Raw genomic sequence first — 15,288 nt, forward strand, 5'->3', positions numbered from 1 at the left:
GGTTCACATAAAGAACTGATCATTTACTCCTAGCCATACTTGTTGAACATCATTATACTTCCATTGGTCAGTTAAGCTCAGTTCTACTTTACTCCACCCTGTACTCCTTCGGCTTTGGATGGTCTCCCAAGAGGGTATACCGGTTGTAGCATCTGCTACTTCTACACAACATGCACCGACTGCGACAGCAGATTGTACAGTTTCCTCAATTGATAACCCTTTCAAAAATCCGGTTAAAAATCCGGCGATCGTGCTATCACCAGCACCAATTGTTCCTGCTACATTAACCTTATAACATGAAACGAGGATCTCTCTGTTTAACCACCCCTCTGTAGTAATTTGAGTGTATGTTCCTAAATCGGCAAATCTTTTAGTCTTATCAGCCGTTCGAACATACAGCCCAAATTCTCCTAGTTTGATCGCTACAATCGCCGGTCCCATTGCTAGTAGTCGTTCTGAAATGTTCTTTAGAACACCACTATGTAATACAACTTCCTCTTGAAGTCCATTATCCCTTAGCTCCTTTGATAAATCCGGATCCAGCATATAGACGATTTCTTCAAAGCTTGGCAAAAATATATCAACAAACGGTAAGACGTTTTGCAAAAACTTTATCCAATCCACCGAATCAGAGTCCGAATCTGGCATGGCCATATCTAAAGATGTCGTAACCCCTAATTTTTTCACTTTAGAAAGCAACTCTACTAAACCTCTACCATTATTCTTATACATCTGACTCATTAAAGGTGGGTACCCAAAGTGAAACAGTTTTGCATTCTCTAAACACTCTATTTGTATATCGTCAGCCTTGAACGTATCATTTGTGCCACTATAGTGTAATAGCATTCGATCAAACTCAGGCTGTGATATTACGATCGTATAGGAAGTAGACTCTTCCTTGGCTACAATCATATCTTCAACAATATTTGGATTCTGTTCTTTCAGCAAATCAATAACCATTGAACCAAAATAGTCACTTCCTACCTTTCCCATTAACCTAGGATGTAGACCTAGACGATGAAGGGCTATTCCAGTATTTGCAACGACTCCACCAGTACATATATCCGCTGGTTCAATCTCTATTAATTTCCCAGGGGTTAACAGGCTACTTAAACTCTTTTTACAATCCTTTATTTTAGGGATAATGTCTAAACAAATATGTCCAGCAACGACAACCTCTTCTCTTTTTGTCATGGCTATATCTCCCTTTTAAAGTTTTAAGTGACTTTTTAACATTTATTTTAAAAAATTTCTTAGAAAGTAACCAAGCATACATTTTTTTCAAAAGGGATATTTTTTAAGTAATACTCACTTCGCCCGCCCCTTTACTCTCCTTTTCTACTTTATAAGCATCAATTTTTTCAAAGGTTCGGTAGGTACACCACATGATAAGTAATCCAATCGTACTAATATTAAAGAATATAAATAAGTCTACTAGGAAAAGAAGAATATAGATAAGCACACTACAAGTGATCATTAATACCGTATAAAAAGGATTGGATACTCCAATAACAAAGGCATTCTTTAAAGCTTGAGTTACTTTCGTATCGTAATGAACATATACTGGAAAAATATACAACAGGACAATGAAATACATAAGAAAAAAGCTAAGCATCCCAAAATATAATAGTTGAGACAGCATTCCAGTCATACTCTTTAAAAAGGATAAATTATAAAAAAAGATTATTCCCATAATCCCTAAAATAACAGCTAGTTTATTCGCTTTTATAAACTCAAACTTATAGGTTTTCCAGAAAGTTTTTGCTATAGGTATATCTTTCTCGCCCATTACCCATTTCCTAGTAACAGTGAACAGAGCAACTGTAGAAGGGAATAATCCAAAAACCATTAACCCTGCAAAGGTAAAAACTATCCACAATACATTAAGATACGCTAGACGTACAAACCATCTGCAAAAACTATAGGCTATCCCTGCAAAACCGCCAATTTCCATATCGGTTACCTCCATCTGTAATACAAATTGATTATGGTAGTAATCTTGAACTAGAAGACAGCTACATCTAGTTCAAGACTTCTACGGTAATCTCCTATACTAGCTTCTTCTGCTATCTCAACAGAATCAATGGTACTTTTGCGTAACAAGCCCTATTAATTCAAGCTTTTCTATCACGGCTTTTTTATACGAAGAATTAGCAGGTGTAAGAATCTTCCTTGGATCAAATTCATTCGGGTTTCCAGCTAAAAACCGCCTTACCGCTTTTGTCCATGGCTCTTTCAGTTCAGAAGCGAAATTAACTTTAGAAATTCCGCTTTCTATTGCTTTTTTCAATTCTGTTTCAGTAACACCAGAACCCCCATGTAACACTAATGGGATTGAAACGAATTTGGCAATTTCTTTTAATCTCTCAATATCTAATTTTACCGGCCCTTTATACAGTCCATGCGCTGTCCCTATCGCAACAGCGAGCGCATCTATATTTGTCTGCTCCACAAATTGTCTCGCTTCCTCAGGAATCGTCAGGACTTGTTCGGTTGTACTCTCTGCCATACCAACATGACCTAATTCAGCTTCGACCGTCACTCCGTGTTGATGAGCATAATCAACAATCATCGCTGTTTTGGAAGCATTCTCAGCAAATGTCAGCTTTGAGCCATCGTACATGACTGAACTAAAGCCTGAATCAATACACTCTTTAATTCTACTAACGTTCTTACCGTGATCATAATGTAGGACGATTGGTACTTCTACAGCTTCAATCGCTTTTCTTGCTACATTGATTACGTGAGATAAACCGCTAAATTGCAATGTATCTTCAGTAATTTGGATAATAAGCGGCACCTTATACTCTTCTGCCGTTTCTACTAGTTGAGGAATCATATCTAAAATATGTGCATTAAAAGCACCAATTGCTCTTTGAGCAGCGGAGGCTTTTATTAAGACATCATTAAGATTTGCAATAGCCATTTTCCCGTCCTCCTCTGTAAAGTAAAGGTACTATTTAACCGCGCCACCAACAATGCCATTAACTACACGTTTTTCAAAAATTAAATAAAGGATTAGTAGTGGGGCAATCGTTACTAATGCAAAGGCAAGAACAATTGGCCATTCTTGAATTCCAATACTATCTCTTAACATAAACAATTGATACGGTAGTGTTCTCATATCAGAGGAAGAGGTTAAAGAAAGCACAAATGGGAATTCATTCCATGCCTCTCGAAGTGAAAAGATACTAACTGTAATAATTGCAGGCAGTGAAATCGGCATAACGATATACCAGATAATTTGCCACGGTCTTGCACCATCAATCGCAGCTGCTTCTTCTAATGATTTAGGAATCACTTTGAAAAATCCAGCTAAAATCCATGTTGCTAAAGGAACTGCCGAGGCCGTATACACTAAAATTAAAGCAAGGTACGTATCATATAAACCAACTGCAGTCATCCCGGTAAATAACGGAACAATTAAAGCAGCCCTTGGTAAAATACGAGGGACTAGAATAAATAAAAGTAAAATATGACGCCACTTAAAAGCATATCTGGCAAAAGCGTAACCGGCGATAATACTTACGCTAACAGCTAGCACCGTGGACGCAATTGCTAAAAATGTACTGTTAAATAAATATTGCCAAAAGTTCGGATACTCAAAGACTCGGATATAGTTCGTTAAATTAAAGCTTTCCGGTATTAAACTTGGGGGCGTTTTATACACCTCGACAGGAGTTTTGAAAGAAGCTGATAAAGCCCAAATCAAAGGAATCATCGTCCACAAAACTAAAATCAGTAGTGGTATCCAATATAACCTATTACTTACCGCTTTTCTTACATTCACGAATGAAAGGATTCTATTTTTCATTTTATCACTCCGTTACCTTAAATATTTTCAGATAGAGCATGCTTGTAATCACGTTAAATAATAGAATAATGACCATAACTGCACTTCCAAGCGAATATTTCAGCTCATCAAATGCAACATTATACATATATACAGCCATGACTTCTGTAGCTCTACCCGGTCCACCACCAGTGAGTGGTAAGATAACGTCAAACATATTAAAGCTAGCAAAACTTAACCAAATTAAACTAATTCCCATCATAGGTGCGATAAGAGGGAGAATAATTTTACCGAAAATCGTTAATTTATTTGCTCCATCAACAATTGCAGCTTCAAACATTTCTTGATCAATCCCTTGAATACCGGCGAGTAATATTAATGTCGCAAATGGAGCTACAAACCAGACATTAGCAAGAATCGTTACAAATAATGCCCAATTTGGTGAAGATAAGAACAGAACTGGCTCTAACCCCATCGTCCTTAAAATCATATTAATAATCCCTACATCCCCACTAAAAACGAAGCGAAACATAATTGCAGTTGCTATTCCGGAAACGAGAAAAGGGATAAGTGCCAATCCCTTAAAAAAATTTCCGAACTTTTTTGCTTTATACAAACTTAGGGCAAAAATCATTGATAATGTAAGGCCTATAATCACACTTCCAAATACGAAAACTAATGATCGTAGCAACGAATCAATAAACGATTGTGTCGTAAATAAATAGATATAATTATCTAAACCAACAAAAGGCGAACCTGGTATATTTAAGTCAACTCTGAACAAGGACATAACAGTCCCTGCCACCACTGCATACCCTAATACACCAACCACAAATAAAAGGGCAGGTAAAATTAAAATATATGGTACAGCTTTTCTTTTAAATTTATTTGAAAGCAGTCCTTTGCCTTTGTTAGGATTCGGACTCAGCTTAGGATTCGGTTTATTTCTAGGTCTAGGCTCCACCTTTACCTCTGGATTCGTATTCACTGCAATGACCTCCTTATCAACTAGAAAATCCTCCGAGTTGAATCGTGTGTACGTTAACGATCTTTATTGATGCACTCTTTCAAAATTGAGTTTTCACATTATTTTAGTAGGTTTAATACTTACAGCATTCGTTACTTTTTTACAAGTACCGGAAAAGGTTAAACCTTATACCGGCACTTGTTTAACTGCTTCATATCTCTCTTTTAGTTATCGAGCTCATTAAGCTTCTCTTGATATTCTGCTACTATATCAGCAGGGTCACGCTCTACATTACTTAAAGCTTCTTGTGCCATATCATTTAAAAGGTTATACACTTCTGGTTGACGAAGGTGACTTGGTAGAACAACACCTGAAGCAAAAGCCTCTTCAAAACCTTGAGCCCATTCATTAACTTGATAGTACTCTTCCATTACCTCGGTATTAGTAGTAGGCTGATAACCAATTGCAACATCTCGTATAATATCTGTATTCGTTAGATATTGTAAAACTTTTAAAACCGCTTCTGGGTGTTCAGTATCTGAATTTACAATCATCGGCCAACTAAACATGTTTACTCTATGGTCTGCCTCAGCACCTGGTCTATACGGTTGAACCATGCCTTCCCATTCGGTACCAAATTCTAATTCATTTTGGAATTGAGCAAACATGTTAAATGCTTCAGGAATCATGGCTGCATTCCCACTCATGAACGCACCTCTCATTTCACCAGACGCCCACGAAAGAACTTCATTACTTGTAAGTCCTTCTCTAACTAAAGTTTGATAAAAGTCTACAATGTACTTACCTGCATCAGAGTCTACAAGTGGTAATCCAGTATCTGAATATTGTCCCCCCATTGACATAAACATCCCTGAAAACCAAAGTGGAGGTGTCGTACGGTCACCAGGCATAACAAATCCAAATTGTTGACTGTCTAAATGTCCCTCATTTTTTAAAGTACGAGCAGCATTTAAAACATCATCCCACGTTTCTGGTTTTTCTAGCCCGGCTTCATTAAACCAATCAGTACGATATGCCATCCAATAAGGTGCTGCATGTACCGCTAGCCCATAAGATTTCCCTTCAAAACTTGGAATACTAAAGGCTTGAGGTAATAACTTATTAAAGCTTTCAGGATCTTCTGCTTCCCATTGTTCGTAATACGGTGTCATATCTAACGCTGAACCTTGAACAGCAAGGGTTTGAGAATACTCATGGAAAATTTGAACCATATCAGGAGCATTACCAGCATTATGATTACGAAGATAATCCGAAACAGCTTGCTCTAAAGGAATCACATCCCATTCCACTTTAATATCTGGATTTTCTGCATGAAATGTCTCAAATCTATCCGAAGGGATAAATTGTTCACGTCCAAACCAAATCGTCACTGTTTTTTGACCATCTTTTTCAACATCACCCGTACCTTCACCACTATCTCCCCCTGTCTCTTTCCCACCACAAGCTACTAAAATAGTTAATAATAAAAGCAATAAACCTACTAAGCTAAACCTTCTTTTCATGACACACGCCCCTTTTAAATTTTTTATTTTTGAAACGCATCCTTTTTAGGTTGCGCAAACAAAACTAATTAATATTGCTATAGAAATTGACACATTTTTTAATGTTTTTTAATTTGCGATAGAGTATTTTGAATAAAATCCATAACCTTTCGTTCGTCAACCTCAGATTCCATAGGTCCAAAATGACTAGCAGCTATGGCCCCTAAACCATTAGCAAATCTTAGTATTTGGCTGTCTTCCCAACCTTTGATTAACCCATAGACAACACCTGCACAATAAGAATCTCCTGCTCCAGTCGGATCTACTTCTTTTATAAGGTAAGTTGGCTCGTAAAATGAGTAATGACGACTATATACTCTAGAACCAGCATTCCCTAACTTAAGAAAAACCTTCTTGATACCACTTTCAAAAAGGGTTCTTATCGCTTCATCCCGATTATTAGCACCTGTAATGATTAATTCCTCTCCCTCACTCGGCATAACATAATCACACAAAGGGAGTATATTCGTTGCGATCTCTTGAATTTCACTTTGAGAAATTAGTTCAGGTCGTATATTTGGATCGAAGCTAATAACCCCACCATTGGATTTAATTATTTTAGCGACTTTAATACTAACATCTCTAACCTCTTTATTTATGCATAACGACGAACCATTTAAATGTAACCAATCATATTCATTTATAAGCTCTTTCGAAATATCCTCTTCCTTTAGTTGTCCACAGGCCGCATTACCGATATGGTAGAGAAAGTCTCTACTTCCATCTGAGTAATAGGTAACAAAAGCAACCCCTGTTGGCACTTGAGAAACCTTTACACCTGTTAAATCAACCCCTTTTTTCACTAAGTGTTCGGTGCAATTTTTTCCAAACGCATCTTCTCCAATTTTTGAGAATATTCCTGTTTCTTGCCCTAAGGAGGCTAGTTGATATATAAATATTGCTGGTGCTCCACTTGGATATGGCCCCTTAAATTCTCCTCTTTCATTTAACGGGATATTTAAGTTTGAACGCATCATCTCGACAAGAATCTCTCCTATCGTCAATACTTTCATCATGTCCCCCCTTTTTTTAGAATGAATCACTTCTTGAACAATTAATGATCCAGTTAATTTAAGAAGTAGACTTTAAAGCTAACTTTGCTTTCAAGTTCTAAGATTATTTTAACAATTTTAAAGCGCTTACATTTATGAGGATAAATAACAAAAAGGGAGACATTTGATTGTTTTTTTATTAAGGATTAACACTACAAAAGACAGATGACCACTTTATCGAGGTCGTCTGTCACCCTTTCGATGTTTTTTTCGATATTCACTAGGTAACACGCCTATCTGCTCTCTAAAAACTCTACTAAAATACTTCTCATCTAAATACCCAATTTGTTCTGCAATCCATTGCAGCGGTTCATTTGTCTGCTCAATCAAGCTTTTAGCTTTTTCAATTCTATGTTCTCGTAAATACTGATGAAATGATTTCCCAACTATGTCCTTAAAACATTTATTAAAATAACTTCTGCTCATAGTAACTAATTTCGCTACCTCATCCGCCGTTAATGCTTCGTGCAATTTTTCTTGAATTAGTTTTAATGCTATTAAAATACTATTTACTACATCTTCTGCATAATCATTTCCAGCTGTTAATTTTATAGTAGCTCGAAAATCGGATAGCCATTTTATAAATTGATTCCATTCATTAATTTCAAGGATGGTATTGATATGAGTTGTTGGTATAAAAGGATATTGTTTGTTCCATTCATCAAGCAGTTCTTGAACCAATTGATGCAGATCTTCACTTAGTAAATAGAGCCTTTCAACTTCACTAATCATCACTTCAAACTGTTGCTCTTCGTACACCCATTTAAACGAGAAAAGTTTCTTTTTTACAGTTGTTTTATCAGTGATTGATACACGAATTTCTTTTTCAATGTCCCCTATACTCCTATAAGAATAATTTTTTTGTCTCATACATTCATAGAAAAACAACTTATCGCGATAACTAAGGAGTAATCGGTAAACCTGATTGCATAATCTACCTTTAATTCCATTTACCTTTACTACAAAATATTCGTCCTGCCCCTGTAAACCAAAGAGCAATTCTTGAAGCATATTTTCAGGTTCTGCTTCTAGAGTGCCATAACAAAACCAAACGGTCTGATCAATTTGCTGAATAGAAAAGTGCTTTATACGTTTTATCTGTTTTACCCAATTCGTCTGTTGAATCTCATCTTGAAAAAAGAAAGCAATCCCTGTATCTTTTTGACAATATGCTTCATTTACAAATTGAGAATCCTCTGTTTTTTCTTGAACAATCCTCTTATGAATCCGTTCAAGAACTTGATCAAACTTCTCCTTTTCCAATTGAACTTTCGTAATAAAATCAATTGCCCCTAAACGTAAGGCTTCCTGTATGTATTCAAAATCCTGATGAAGAGTCAAAACTGCAATAAATACTTTTGGATAACGTTCTTTTACAATACGCATAAATTCCATCCCTGACATAACAGGCATGTTAATATCGGTAATAACAAGGTCAACTGATTCATGTTCTAAAAACTCTAATCCTTTTTTCCCATTACTAGCTTCCCCAACGACCTTCATGTCAAACTCACTCCACGGCATAGCGAACATAAGTCCTTTTCTTACTAATTGATCATCCTCTACAATTAAAACTTTAATCATAAGAACCATCGCCCCCCGTTTTTCTTCTATATTAATATCGTTCAAATGTAATAGCTTTCTAGAAAATAGTTGTTCTTTCCTCCTTGTTTAAGAGAAGGATTATTTTTCCACATTGCTTAGTAGTATCAAAAGTATTAAAGTCTTCCTGACTTTATTAAAATTTGTTAGAGCATGTCACTTCAGAGTCTATATATGATGTTGGAGATTTTTATAAAGGGCCATTCATTACAGTCATAAACTTATCAAAGGTGTAACAGTAGACAGAATGAAGAAAAAACAAGCTCAGAGAACAGTCTCTGAGCTTTGTTTTTTCGATGCAGTTTTTGAAATGATTACTCTCCCAATAACTCACGTGTTTTCTCTAAAATTTCTTCATCCTTTAAGCGAAATTTAAATTCTACCCGACGAGAAGCTTGGTTGCTGTAATTTCCATCTTCATCGGTACGTCCTTCGGTAAACGACCTACCATTCACCGTTAATTTTGCTTTTAGATGCTCTTGAACGTTTTTATAAGGAAACTCTTCACTAAGAATATACTCCGCCACACTAAACGCTCGTTGCTGCGACAGCTCGAGATTGTACAAATAGCTTCCATTACGATCGGCATGCCCTTCAATGATGATTTCTGAAATATGCTCCTCATAACCACTTTCCAATAACACATCTAAATAAGCAGGGACAAATTCATCTAAGAATTCAAACGCCTCTGGCTTTAAAACAGCCGCATCAAATTCAAACAATACATCTGTATTAAAGATTAATGCACCTGTCTCCTCATCGATTTCGATACTAAGAGGAGAATCATCAAACTCGTCATTTAAATCATTAATTAAATGAACTCTAACCCCCATGATTTGATCAATCGTCCGCTTCATCTCTTCAATTTGAAATGATTTAATCACCATCATAATGAGAAAGATAAGAATAAAACAAAGTAAAACAGACGTTAATAAATCCGTAAACGATGGCCAAAAATGACTTTCCTCTTCTTCGCGATGAAATAATCTTTTATATTTATTAATCATTGGCTCCAACCCTTACACGAGTGCTTTGATTATTTGCCTGCGATAAGGCATGAAGCTGCCGATTTAATTGTTGAAATTGTTCGTTCAACTCATTTAAGGTTTGCTGTAAATACCGAGCACTACTTTGTTGATTCTCTTCGGTTCTATCTCCTATTTGTTTAAATTCTTTTTTTACTGCTTCATTCATTTCAATGATATACTCACCAATATTTCTGCTGACCTTTTCCATTTTATCGCCGAGTGTCCCCTCTACATTTGCCACATGTTTAGAGAGTGTATCTTTAAGAGCCACGATGCTTGATTCGAACTGATTCTCGCGGTGAAGGAACGAGTCTGACATCTGCGTAATTATCCGGTTCATGTCTTGTAGTAACTGAGAATTTTTCATCCCAAGTTGCTCTGAAGAACGGGTTACGTCGTTCAAGTAGTTTTCAAAGGCTTGTGTATTAGATGCCTGAACGTGTAGATGCTGATTGAATTCATATTGAAATTGCTTCAATTCGTCGAAACGGTAGCTTAATAAATTTTTATAATCGCCTTGCGCCTTGTTAATCGTCTCTAGCGCATTCGGTAGACGAGCGATTGAGTTCCCAAGTGTATGAAAATCCTGCCTCAATTCCCTTACATACGTATTCATTTCGGATAGTTTCGAGCTGACATCATCTCCGAATACTCGATCAAACTGTTGATTATTTTCCTTCATCATGTTTACAAGTTGTTCACTCTGTACATTCATGTTCTCGAATGCAACATGGATCGCTTCCTGTCTCTGGGCTACAGAGGAGAAAAAGTCCTTTACGTTTTCAACCGAATGCTGAAAATGATTCATTGTTTCTGTCTGCGCGTTCGTTAGCTCCGATATTTTTTGGTACGTTTCGGTAAAGGCACTCGTCATCTTTTCATTTCGCTGATCCATTTTATAAAAGTAAGAAAACAACTGATCAAAATGTTTATTTAGCTTTGTGACTCCTTTATCAAAACCATCCGTAACTTTTTTAACGTTATCAAAAATGACTGTAAAGTCTTTCGAATTTTCTGCTAGCCCTTCATTAAATGTCGCTAAATCCTTCGCAGATTGTTGCAATCCAACCGTGTATTCTTGAAATCCATCAAAGGAGTCAACGATGCTTTGTAATGATTCTTGATTCGTTTCACGAAGCTGTTCAATGGAGGAATGAATCTTTTCTGATACACCTATTAAACGAGTCATCGTATCTTGTTCATTTTCTTCTAAAAATGACTCTGTTTTTAACATAATATCTGTTAGCATAAATTCGGTGTTCGCTACTCGAGTAACGACTGTCATCACCAACGATAATCCCATACCAGCAATACTCGTATAAAACGCTGTATCAATACCTGCGAGAACGAGTGCGACATTCTCTACCAGCTGATTTCCTGTTGCATCAATACTTCCAAGTGACATCGCAAGCCCAATGAATGTCCCTAATACACCAATTAAAATAAAAACCGATACAGTCATCTGTATCATTTTAATCAGACTAACAACAGGGACATTTAAGAACTGCCAATCAGAAAACTTCTTCTGGACAAAAGTCTCGACTTTAACTGATTCCTGTTGATTCTTATGCTCAAATTCCCCTTGAAACCGATTAAGCGGCACAATATCCAAAGAATTGGTATCACGTATGAAGTTACGAATACTTCTTAATTTACTATACAACATAAAATGAACGAAAATCGTTACGGCAAAGGTCAAAAACAGCACCATGAATATCAATTCAATCACCGGATTCGATAAAATTGATTGAACTTGCTGTTCACTTATAAAAAACGTCAAAATCGCTTCAACCATTCAGCATCCCCCTATTTGATAAGCTTCGACAAGTTCTAAATCAATTCAATTTAACTTAACACAATAGACAAATTAAAAATATATGAAGTATCGATGGAAAAAGCCCCTAGCATGTCTTCCATCTTTATTAATAGCTATTCGGCAGCCGGACAAATCATGCAGAGGAAGCAAAATGAGGTTTATGTCTGTGATGCATCACTCTAAATCAAAAAAAGCACTATCCCCTCGGATAGCGCTGGTATAGAAACAACTTTATCGTTAAAATCCCTCATATATAGCTGGATCTTGACTGTTAATCCTATCTTCAAACCAGTCAATCTAAAAATAAGACTAATTTCTGCAGCACCTAAAGAAAAATCAAAAATGGATATATATTCTCAAATTGCAGTTCAGGGGAAGCGCTGATTTGGTATCGAAAACGCTTCAAGTTGACGTAAATGTGATACAGACTTAATCGTATTTGTGTTCATTAAACGAGGGGTTCTCTATTCCTTTTGTTCAAAATTTTGTTCTTCTTCGACTTCATTTTCCACATATACAAATCCATAGCCTGTCGGACTTATTTCTAACGTTTCTTTATGGGCTTTTCGTTTTGAATTTAAATTATCATCATGATGTTGATTTTTTTCCATGTTGACCCTCCACTTATTTTCAATTGATTATATAGAAATCTCAACTTTACTGTTATGAGTTTTCCCCAGATTACTTTCTTTTATTTCATGTGCAGGGATATCGTTACTCATCATTATAGCTACGTGACAGTTGCTATTTTTTAATTCTGTAAAAAAATACTTATATAGCACTCGAATTTATACAACCAACCCTGGAAAAGTATTAAATCGTTCAGATAGTTGTTATTCGTCCGTTTATAAAATATACTATCTATACCTCTTTAATCTCCCCGATATATTCGGATTGAGGTCGATAAATTGTATTGTCGTCAGCTTGTTCAAGTACATGAGCGGTCCAACCAACAACCCGACTTGTAGTAAACGTTGGTGTAAAAAGTTCTGGAGCCAAATTAATTGACTTCATTATGGCTGCAGCATAAAATTCTACATTCGTATATAGAGACCGTCCTGGTTTTAGTTCATTTAATACATTAATCGCAACATTTTCTACATGAATGGCAAGGTCTAGCCAACTATCTAATCCTCTTGATTTAATTAAATTATTTCTTAATGCTATCGCTCTCGGGTCGTGTGTTTTGTATACGCGATGACCAAACCCCATAAGTTTTTCACCATTAGTCAGCTTATTTCTAATCACATTTTCTGCATTTTCCGGTGTTCCAATTTCATTTAGTAATTCGATAACTCCTGAAGGTGCTCCGCCATGTAAAGGTCCTTTCATAGTTCCAATTGCAGAAGTAATGGCTGATACCATATCAGACTCTGTTGAAGCAGTAACTCTAGCTGAGAAAGTAGATGCATTCATTCCGTGTTCTAGAGTTAAAATCATGTAAGTTTCTAAAGCAGCAACTTGAGCTTTTGTAGGTCTTCTCCCATTTAACATGTATAAATAGTTTTCAACATGGTTAAATGCATCATTTGGTTCTTTTGAAATTTTGCCATCGATTTTATTTTGCCAATAAGCGATAATTGTTGGAATAACAGCGGTTACTCGTATGGCTTGAGAAATTGTAGGTTTCCATTGGTAATCTGTTGTACCTTCTGCCGAAATAACAGTTCTGATTACACTCATCAAATCCATATTATGCGGGAGATGTTCCATAATTAATTCCATTGTTGGTGTTAAGTTTCGATTGCTCATTAACTTATTCTTTAATTTATCTAAATCCGCGGCTGTTGGTAAATAGCCAAACCAAAGTAAGAATGCGACCTCCTCAAATGAATATGTTGTGGTTAGAGTTCTAATTTCATATCCCCTATAAATAAGTTTTCCTTTTTCACCGTCAATGTGACTGATGCAGGTTTCTGCAGCCACAACTCTTTTAAGTCCTTTATAATACATTTTTTATTCTCCCTTCCCTTTTGTTACAAATATTGTATAATAGATAATCAATTAATAAAATTAAATATATTTAAATAAATTGATTATAAAATTAAATAAGGAGGGTATTGATGGAATTAAATTGGATCCGAACTTTTATTACTGCAGCAGAATCAGGTAATTTTCGCAAAACTGCCGATTATTTATTTATTTCTCAGCCTACTGTAACCGTACATGTTAAACAATTGGAAAAGGAACTTGGTGTCCGCTTGTTTAAGAGGGAAGGAAAGAAAGTAAAATTAACTGAATCAGGTAGAAAATACTTGAACCACGCAATCCATTTAATGGAGGTATATGAATCGGGAATGGAGGATTTAAAAACTTTTAGTCAGGGATACACAACAAAACTTTCCCTTGCCATCTCCCCTCTTATAGCTGACACGATTTTACCATTTGTTCTTAAACAATACATAAAAAAACACCCTGAGGTAGAGATCACTATTGAAATTGTTGAATCAAAAGACATAGAAAAAGCGGTCAATGATGAAGTGGTGGATATTGGCCTTTCATGTCTTCAAAGTTTTCATCCTGATCTTGAGAGTAAATTACTTTACAACGATAAAGTGATTTTAGTGGCACCACATGATGGAAGAGATTTTGAATCTGCCTTTCCATTAGACGAGGAAGAAATATTATCCTCCAACCGTTTATTAACACATAATCATCCTGGCTATTGGAAAGGGTTATGTACTACCGTTAAAATGTTTTATCCTAGTATTCGTATGATGAAGGTTTCGCAAACTCATATTACAAAACGCTTTATAGCAGAAGGTCTTGGTGTCTCTTTTCTCCCTTTATCAACAGTGAGAAGAGAGCTACTTGAAGGAAGATTGCTAGAGGTTGATCTCAAATCATTTCCACATCCTGAAGCCAATACATATGCTATCCTAAAATTCTTTCATAAAGAACAGAAAGAATTTTTGGAATTCCTTTCTCATTACCAACTATAAATTGAAGGTGTTCTTTTCAAAAAGCTCTCAAAAGGAGCTATTTCTTTAAGCAGATTTATGAATTTATTATAGATCCATATAAAAAGAATAGGTTGGGTTCTTTAGCACACCTTCGTGCATATACGTTTGTGCAATAAAAAAAGCATAACCCAATGGATTATGCTTTATCTGCCTGGCAACGTCCTGGCTCAACTATTCTCTTCTTCGGGGATGAATAGGCAAGGTGTTTTGTTTCATTGTTCATTCGTGACGTTTCACGAAGATAACAGTCTCGTCTCACAGGGGGACATGATGTCTTTTCTGGGAAGCTTATTCACGTTGTTTCCATCGGCTTAGTCACAGAAGACGCTGTTCCTACGGACCAGGCTCTTCAGCGCCTTTCTGCGTAATCCTTGTACAAATAAAAAAGCACAATCCATTGGATTGTACTTTATCTGCCTGGCAACGTCCTACTCTCGCAGGGGGAATCCCCCAACTACCATCGGCGCAAAAGAGCTTAACGACCGTGTTCGGCATGGGAACGGGT

At 36.3% G+C, this 15,288-nt stretch carries 13 protein-coding genes and 1 rRNA gene; 1 reads left to right on the forward strand and 13 read right to left on the reverse strand.

What is annotated here, in order from left to right; all coding sequences use genetic code 11:
* Window positions 1-3: 3 nt before the first annotated feature.
* The 12 genes from B1R93_RS22460 to B1R93_RS22510 all read right to left on the reverse strand — a co-directional run bounded on the left by B1R93_RS22460 (window position 4) and on the right by B1R93_RS22510 (window position 13,773).
* Window positions 4-1,194 (reverse strand): carbohydrate kinase family protein, encoded by a 1,191-nt coding sequence (locus B1R93_RS22460; protein ID WP_088106130.1) that lies wholly within the window; start codon window positions 1,192-1,194, stop codon window positions 4-6.
* 103 nt (window positions 1,195-1,297) lie between these two features.
* Entirely contained in the window at window positions 1,298-1,954 is a 657-nt protein-coding gene (locus tag B1R93_RS22465) for a YesL family protein (RefSeq protein WP_165763919.1), read from the reverse strand.
* 126 nt (window positions 1,955-2,080) lie between these two features.
* The gene (locus B1R93_RS22470) at window positions 2,081-2,926 is read right to left on the reverse strand and encodes a class II fructose-bisphosphate aldolase (protein ID WP_088106132.1); all 846 of its coding nucleotides are present in this window, start codon (window positions 2,924-2,926) and stop codon (window positions 2,081-2,083) included.
* A 30-nt stretch (window positions 2,927-2,956) separates the two neighbouring features.
* The gene (locus tag B1R93_RS22475; RefSeq protein WP_088106133.1) at window positions 2,957-3,814 is read right to left on the reverse strand and encodes a carbohydrate ABC transporter permease; all 858 of its coding nucleotides are present in this window, start codon (window positions 3,812-3,814) and stop codon (window positions 2,957-2,959) included.
* A 4-nt stretch (window positions 3,815-3,818) separates the two neighbouring features.
* Window positions 3,819-4,781 (reverse strand): carbohydrate ABC transporter permease, encoded by a 963-nt coding sequence (locus B1R93_RS22480; RefSeq protein WP_088106134.1) that lies wholly within the window; start codon window positions 4,779-4,781, stop codon window positions 3,819-3,821.
* A gap of 203 nt (window positions 4,782-4,984) precedes the next feature.
* Window positions 4,985-6,283, reverse strand: a complete 1,299-nt coding sequence (locus B1R93_RS22485) for an ABC transporter substrate-binding protein (RefSeq protein ID WP_088106135.1) — start codon at window positions 6,281-6,283, stop codon at window positions 4,985-4,987.
* Window positions 6,284-6,381: 98 nt separating this feature from the next.
* Complete coding sequence (locus tag B1R93_RS22490) at window positions 6,382-7,335, reverse strand: sugar kinase (protein WP_165763920.1); 954 nt, start codon at window positions 7,333-7,335, stop codon at window positions 6,382-6,384.
* A 213-nt stretch (window positions 7,336-7,548) separates the two neighbouring features.
* A complete protein-coding gene (locus B1R93_RS22495; RefSeq protein WP_165763921.1) occupies window positions 7,549-8,958 on the reverse strand; it encodes a response regulator transcription factor in 1,410 nt (469 codons plus the stop codon).
* Window positions 8,959-9,290: 332 nt separating this feature from the next.
* Window positions 9,291-9,983 (reverse strand): OmpA family protein, encoded by a 693-nt coding sequence (locus B1R93_RS22500; protein ID WP_088106138.1) that lies wholly within the window; start codon window positions 9,981-9,983, stop codon window positions 9,291-9,293.
* Complete coding sequence (locus tag B1R93_RS22505; RefSeq protein WP_088106139.1) at window positions 9,976-11,799, reverse strand: MotA/TolQ/ExbB proton channel family protein; 1,824 nt, start codon at window positions 11,797-11,799, stop codon at window positions 9,976-9,978. Before B1R93_RS22505 ends, B1R93_RS22500 begins: the two co-directional genes overlap by 8 nt.
* A 485-nt stretch (window positions 11,800-12,284) precedes the next feature.
* The gene (locus B1R93_RS23180; protein ID WP_165763922.1) at window positions 12,285-12,431 is read right to left on the reverse strand and encodes a hypothetical protein; all 147 of its coding nucleotides are present in this window, start codon (window positions 12,429-12,431) and stop codon (window positions 12,285-12,287) included.
* Between the two features lie 250 nt (window positions 12,432-12,681).
* A complete protein-coding gene (locus B1R93_RS22510; protein ID WP_088106140.1) occupies window positions 12,682-13,773 on the reverse strand; it encodes a citrate synthase/methylcitrate synthase in 1,092 nt (363 codons plus the stop codon).
* 110 nt (window positions 13,774-13,883) lie between these two features.
* On the opposite strand from B1R93_RS22510, the gene B1R93_RS22515 reads away from it, so the two are divergent.
* The gene (locus B1R93_RS22515) at window positions 13,884-14,762 is read left to right on the forward strand and encodes a LysR family transcriptional regulator (protein WP_088106141.1); all 879 of its coding nucleotides are present in this window, start codon (window positions 13,884-13,886) and stop codon (window positions 14,760-14,762) included.
* Between the two features lie 436 nt (window positions 14,763-15,198).
* On the opposite strand, the gene rrf is transcribed toward B1R93_RS22515, so the two are convergent.
* Window positions 15,199-15,288, reverse strand: a 5S ribosomal RNA gene (rrf, locus tag B1R93_RS22520); the annotation flags it as partial.

It is taken from the genome of Halalkalibacter urbisdiaboli, assembly GCF_002156385.1.
Taxonomy (GTDB): Bacteria; Bacillota; Bacilli; order Bacillales; family Bacillaceae_D; genus Halalkalibacter_A; species Halalkalibacter_A urbisdiaboli.

Bases quoted from the DNA above. Each gene is read 5' to 3' on its own strand.
- B1R93_RS22460 (WP_088106130.1), bottom strand. From the start codon at position 1,194: ATGACAAAAAGAGAAGAGGTTGTCGTTGCTGGACATATTTGTTTAGAC.
- B1R93_RS22465 (WP_165763919.1), bottom strand. From the start codon at position 1,954: ATGGAAATTGGCGGTTTTGCAGGGATAGCCTATAGTTTTTGCAGATGG.
- B1R93_RS22470 (WP_088106132.1), bottom strand. From the start codon at position 2,926: ATGGCTATTGCAAATCTTAATGATGTCTTAATAAAAGCCTCCGCTGCT.
- B1R93_RS22475 (WP_088106133.1), bottom strand. From the start codon at position 3,814: ATGAAAAATAGAATCCTTTCATTCGTGAATGTAAGAAAAGCGGTAAGT.
- B1R93_RS22485 (WP_088106135.1), bottom strand. From the start codon at position 6,283: ATGAAAAGAAGGTTTAGCTTAGTAGGTTTATTGCTTTTATTATTAACT.
- B1R93_RS22490 (WP_165763920.1), bottom strand. From the start codon at position 7,335: ATGAAAGTATTGACGATAGGAGAGATTCTTGTCGAGATGATGCGTTCA.
- B1R93_RS22495 (WP_165763921.1), bottom strand. From the start codon at position 8,958: ATGATTAAAGTTTTAATTGTAGAGGATGATCAATTAGTAAGAAAAGGA.
- B1R93_RS22500 (WP_088106138.1), bottom strand. From the start codon at position 9,983: ATGATTAATAAATATAAAAGATTATTTCATCGCGAAGAAGAGGAAAGT.
- B1R93_RS22505 (WP_088106139.1), bottom strand. From the start codon at position 11,799: ATGGTTGAAGCGATTTTGACGTTTTTTATAAGTGAACAGCAAGTTCAA.
- B1R93_RS23180 (WP_165763922.1), bottom strand. From the start codon at position 12,431: ATGGAAAAAAATCAACATCATGATGATAATTTAAATTCAAAACGAAAA.
- B1R93_RS22510 (WP_088106140.1), bottom strand. From the start codon at position 13,773: ATGTATTATAAAGGACTTAAAAGAGTTGTGGCTGCAGAAACCTGCATC.
- B1R93_RS22515 (WP_088106141.1), top strand. From the start codon at position 13,884: ATGGAATTAAATTGGATCCGAACTTTTATTACTGCAGCAGAATCAGGT.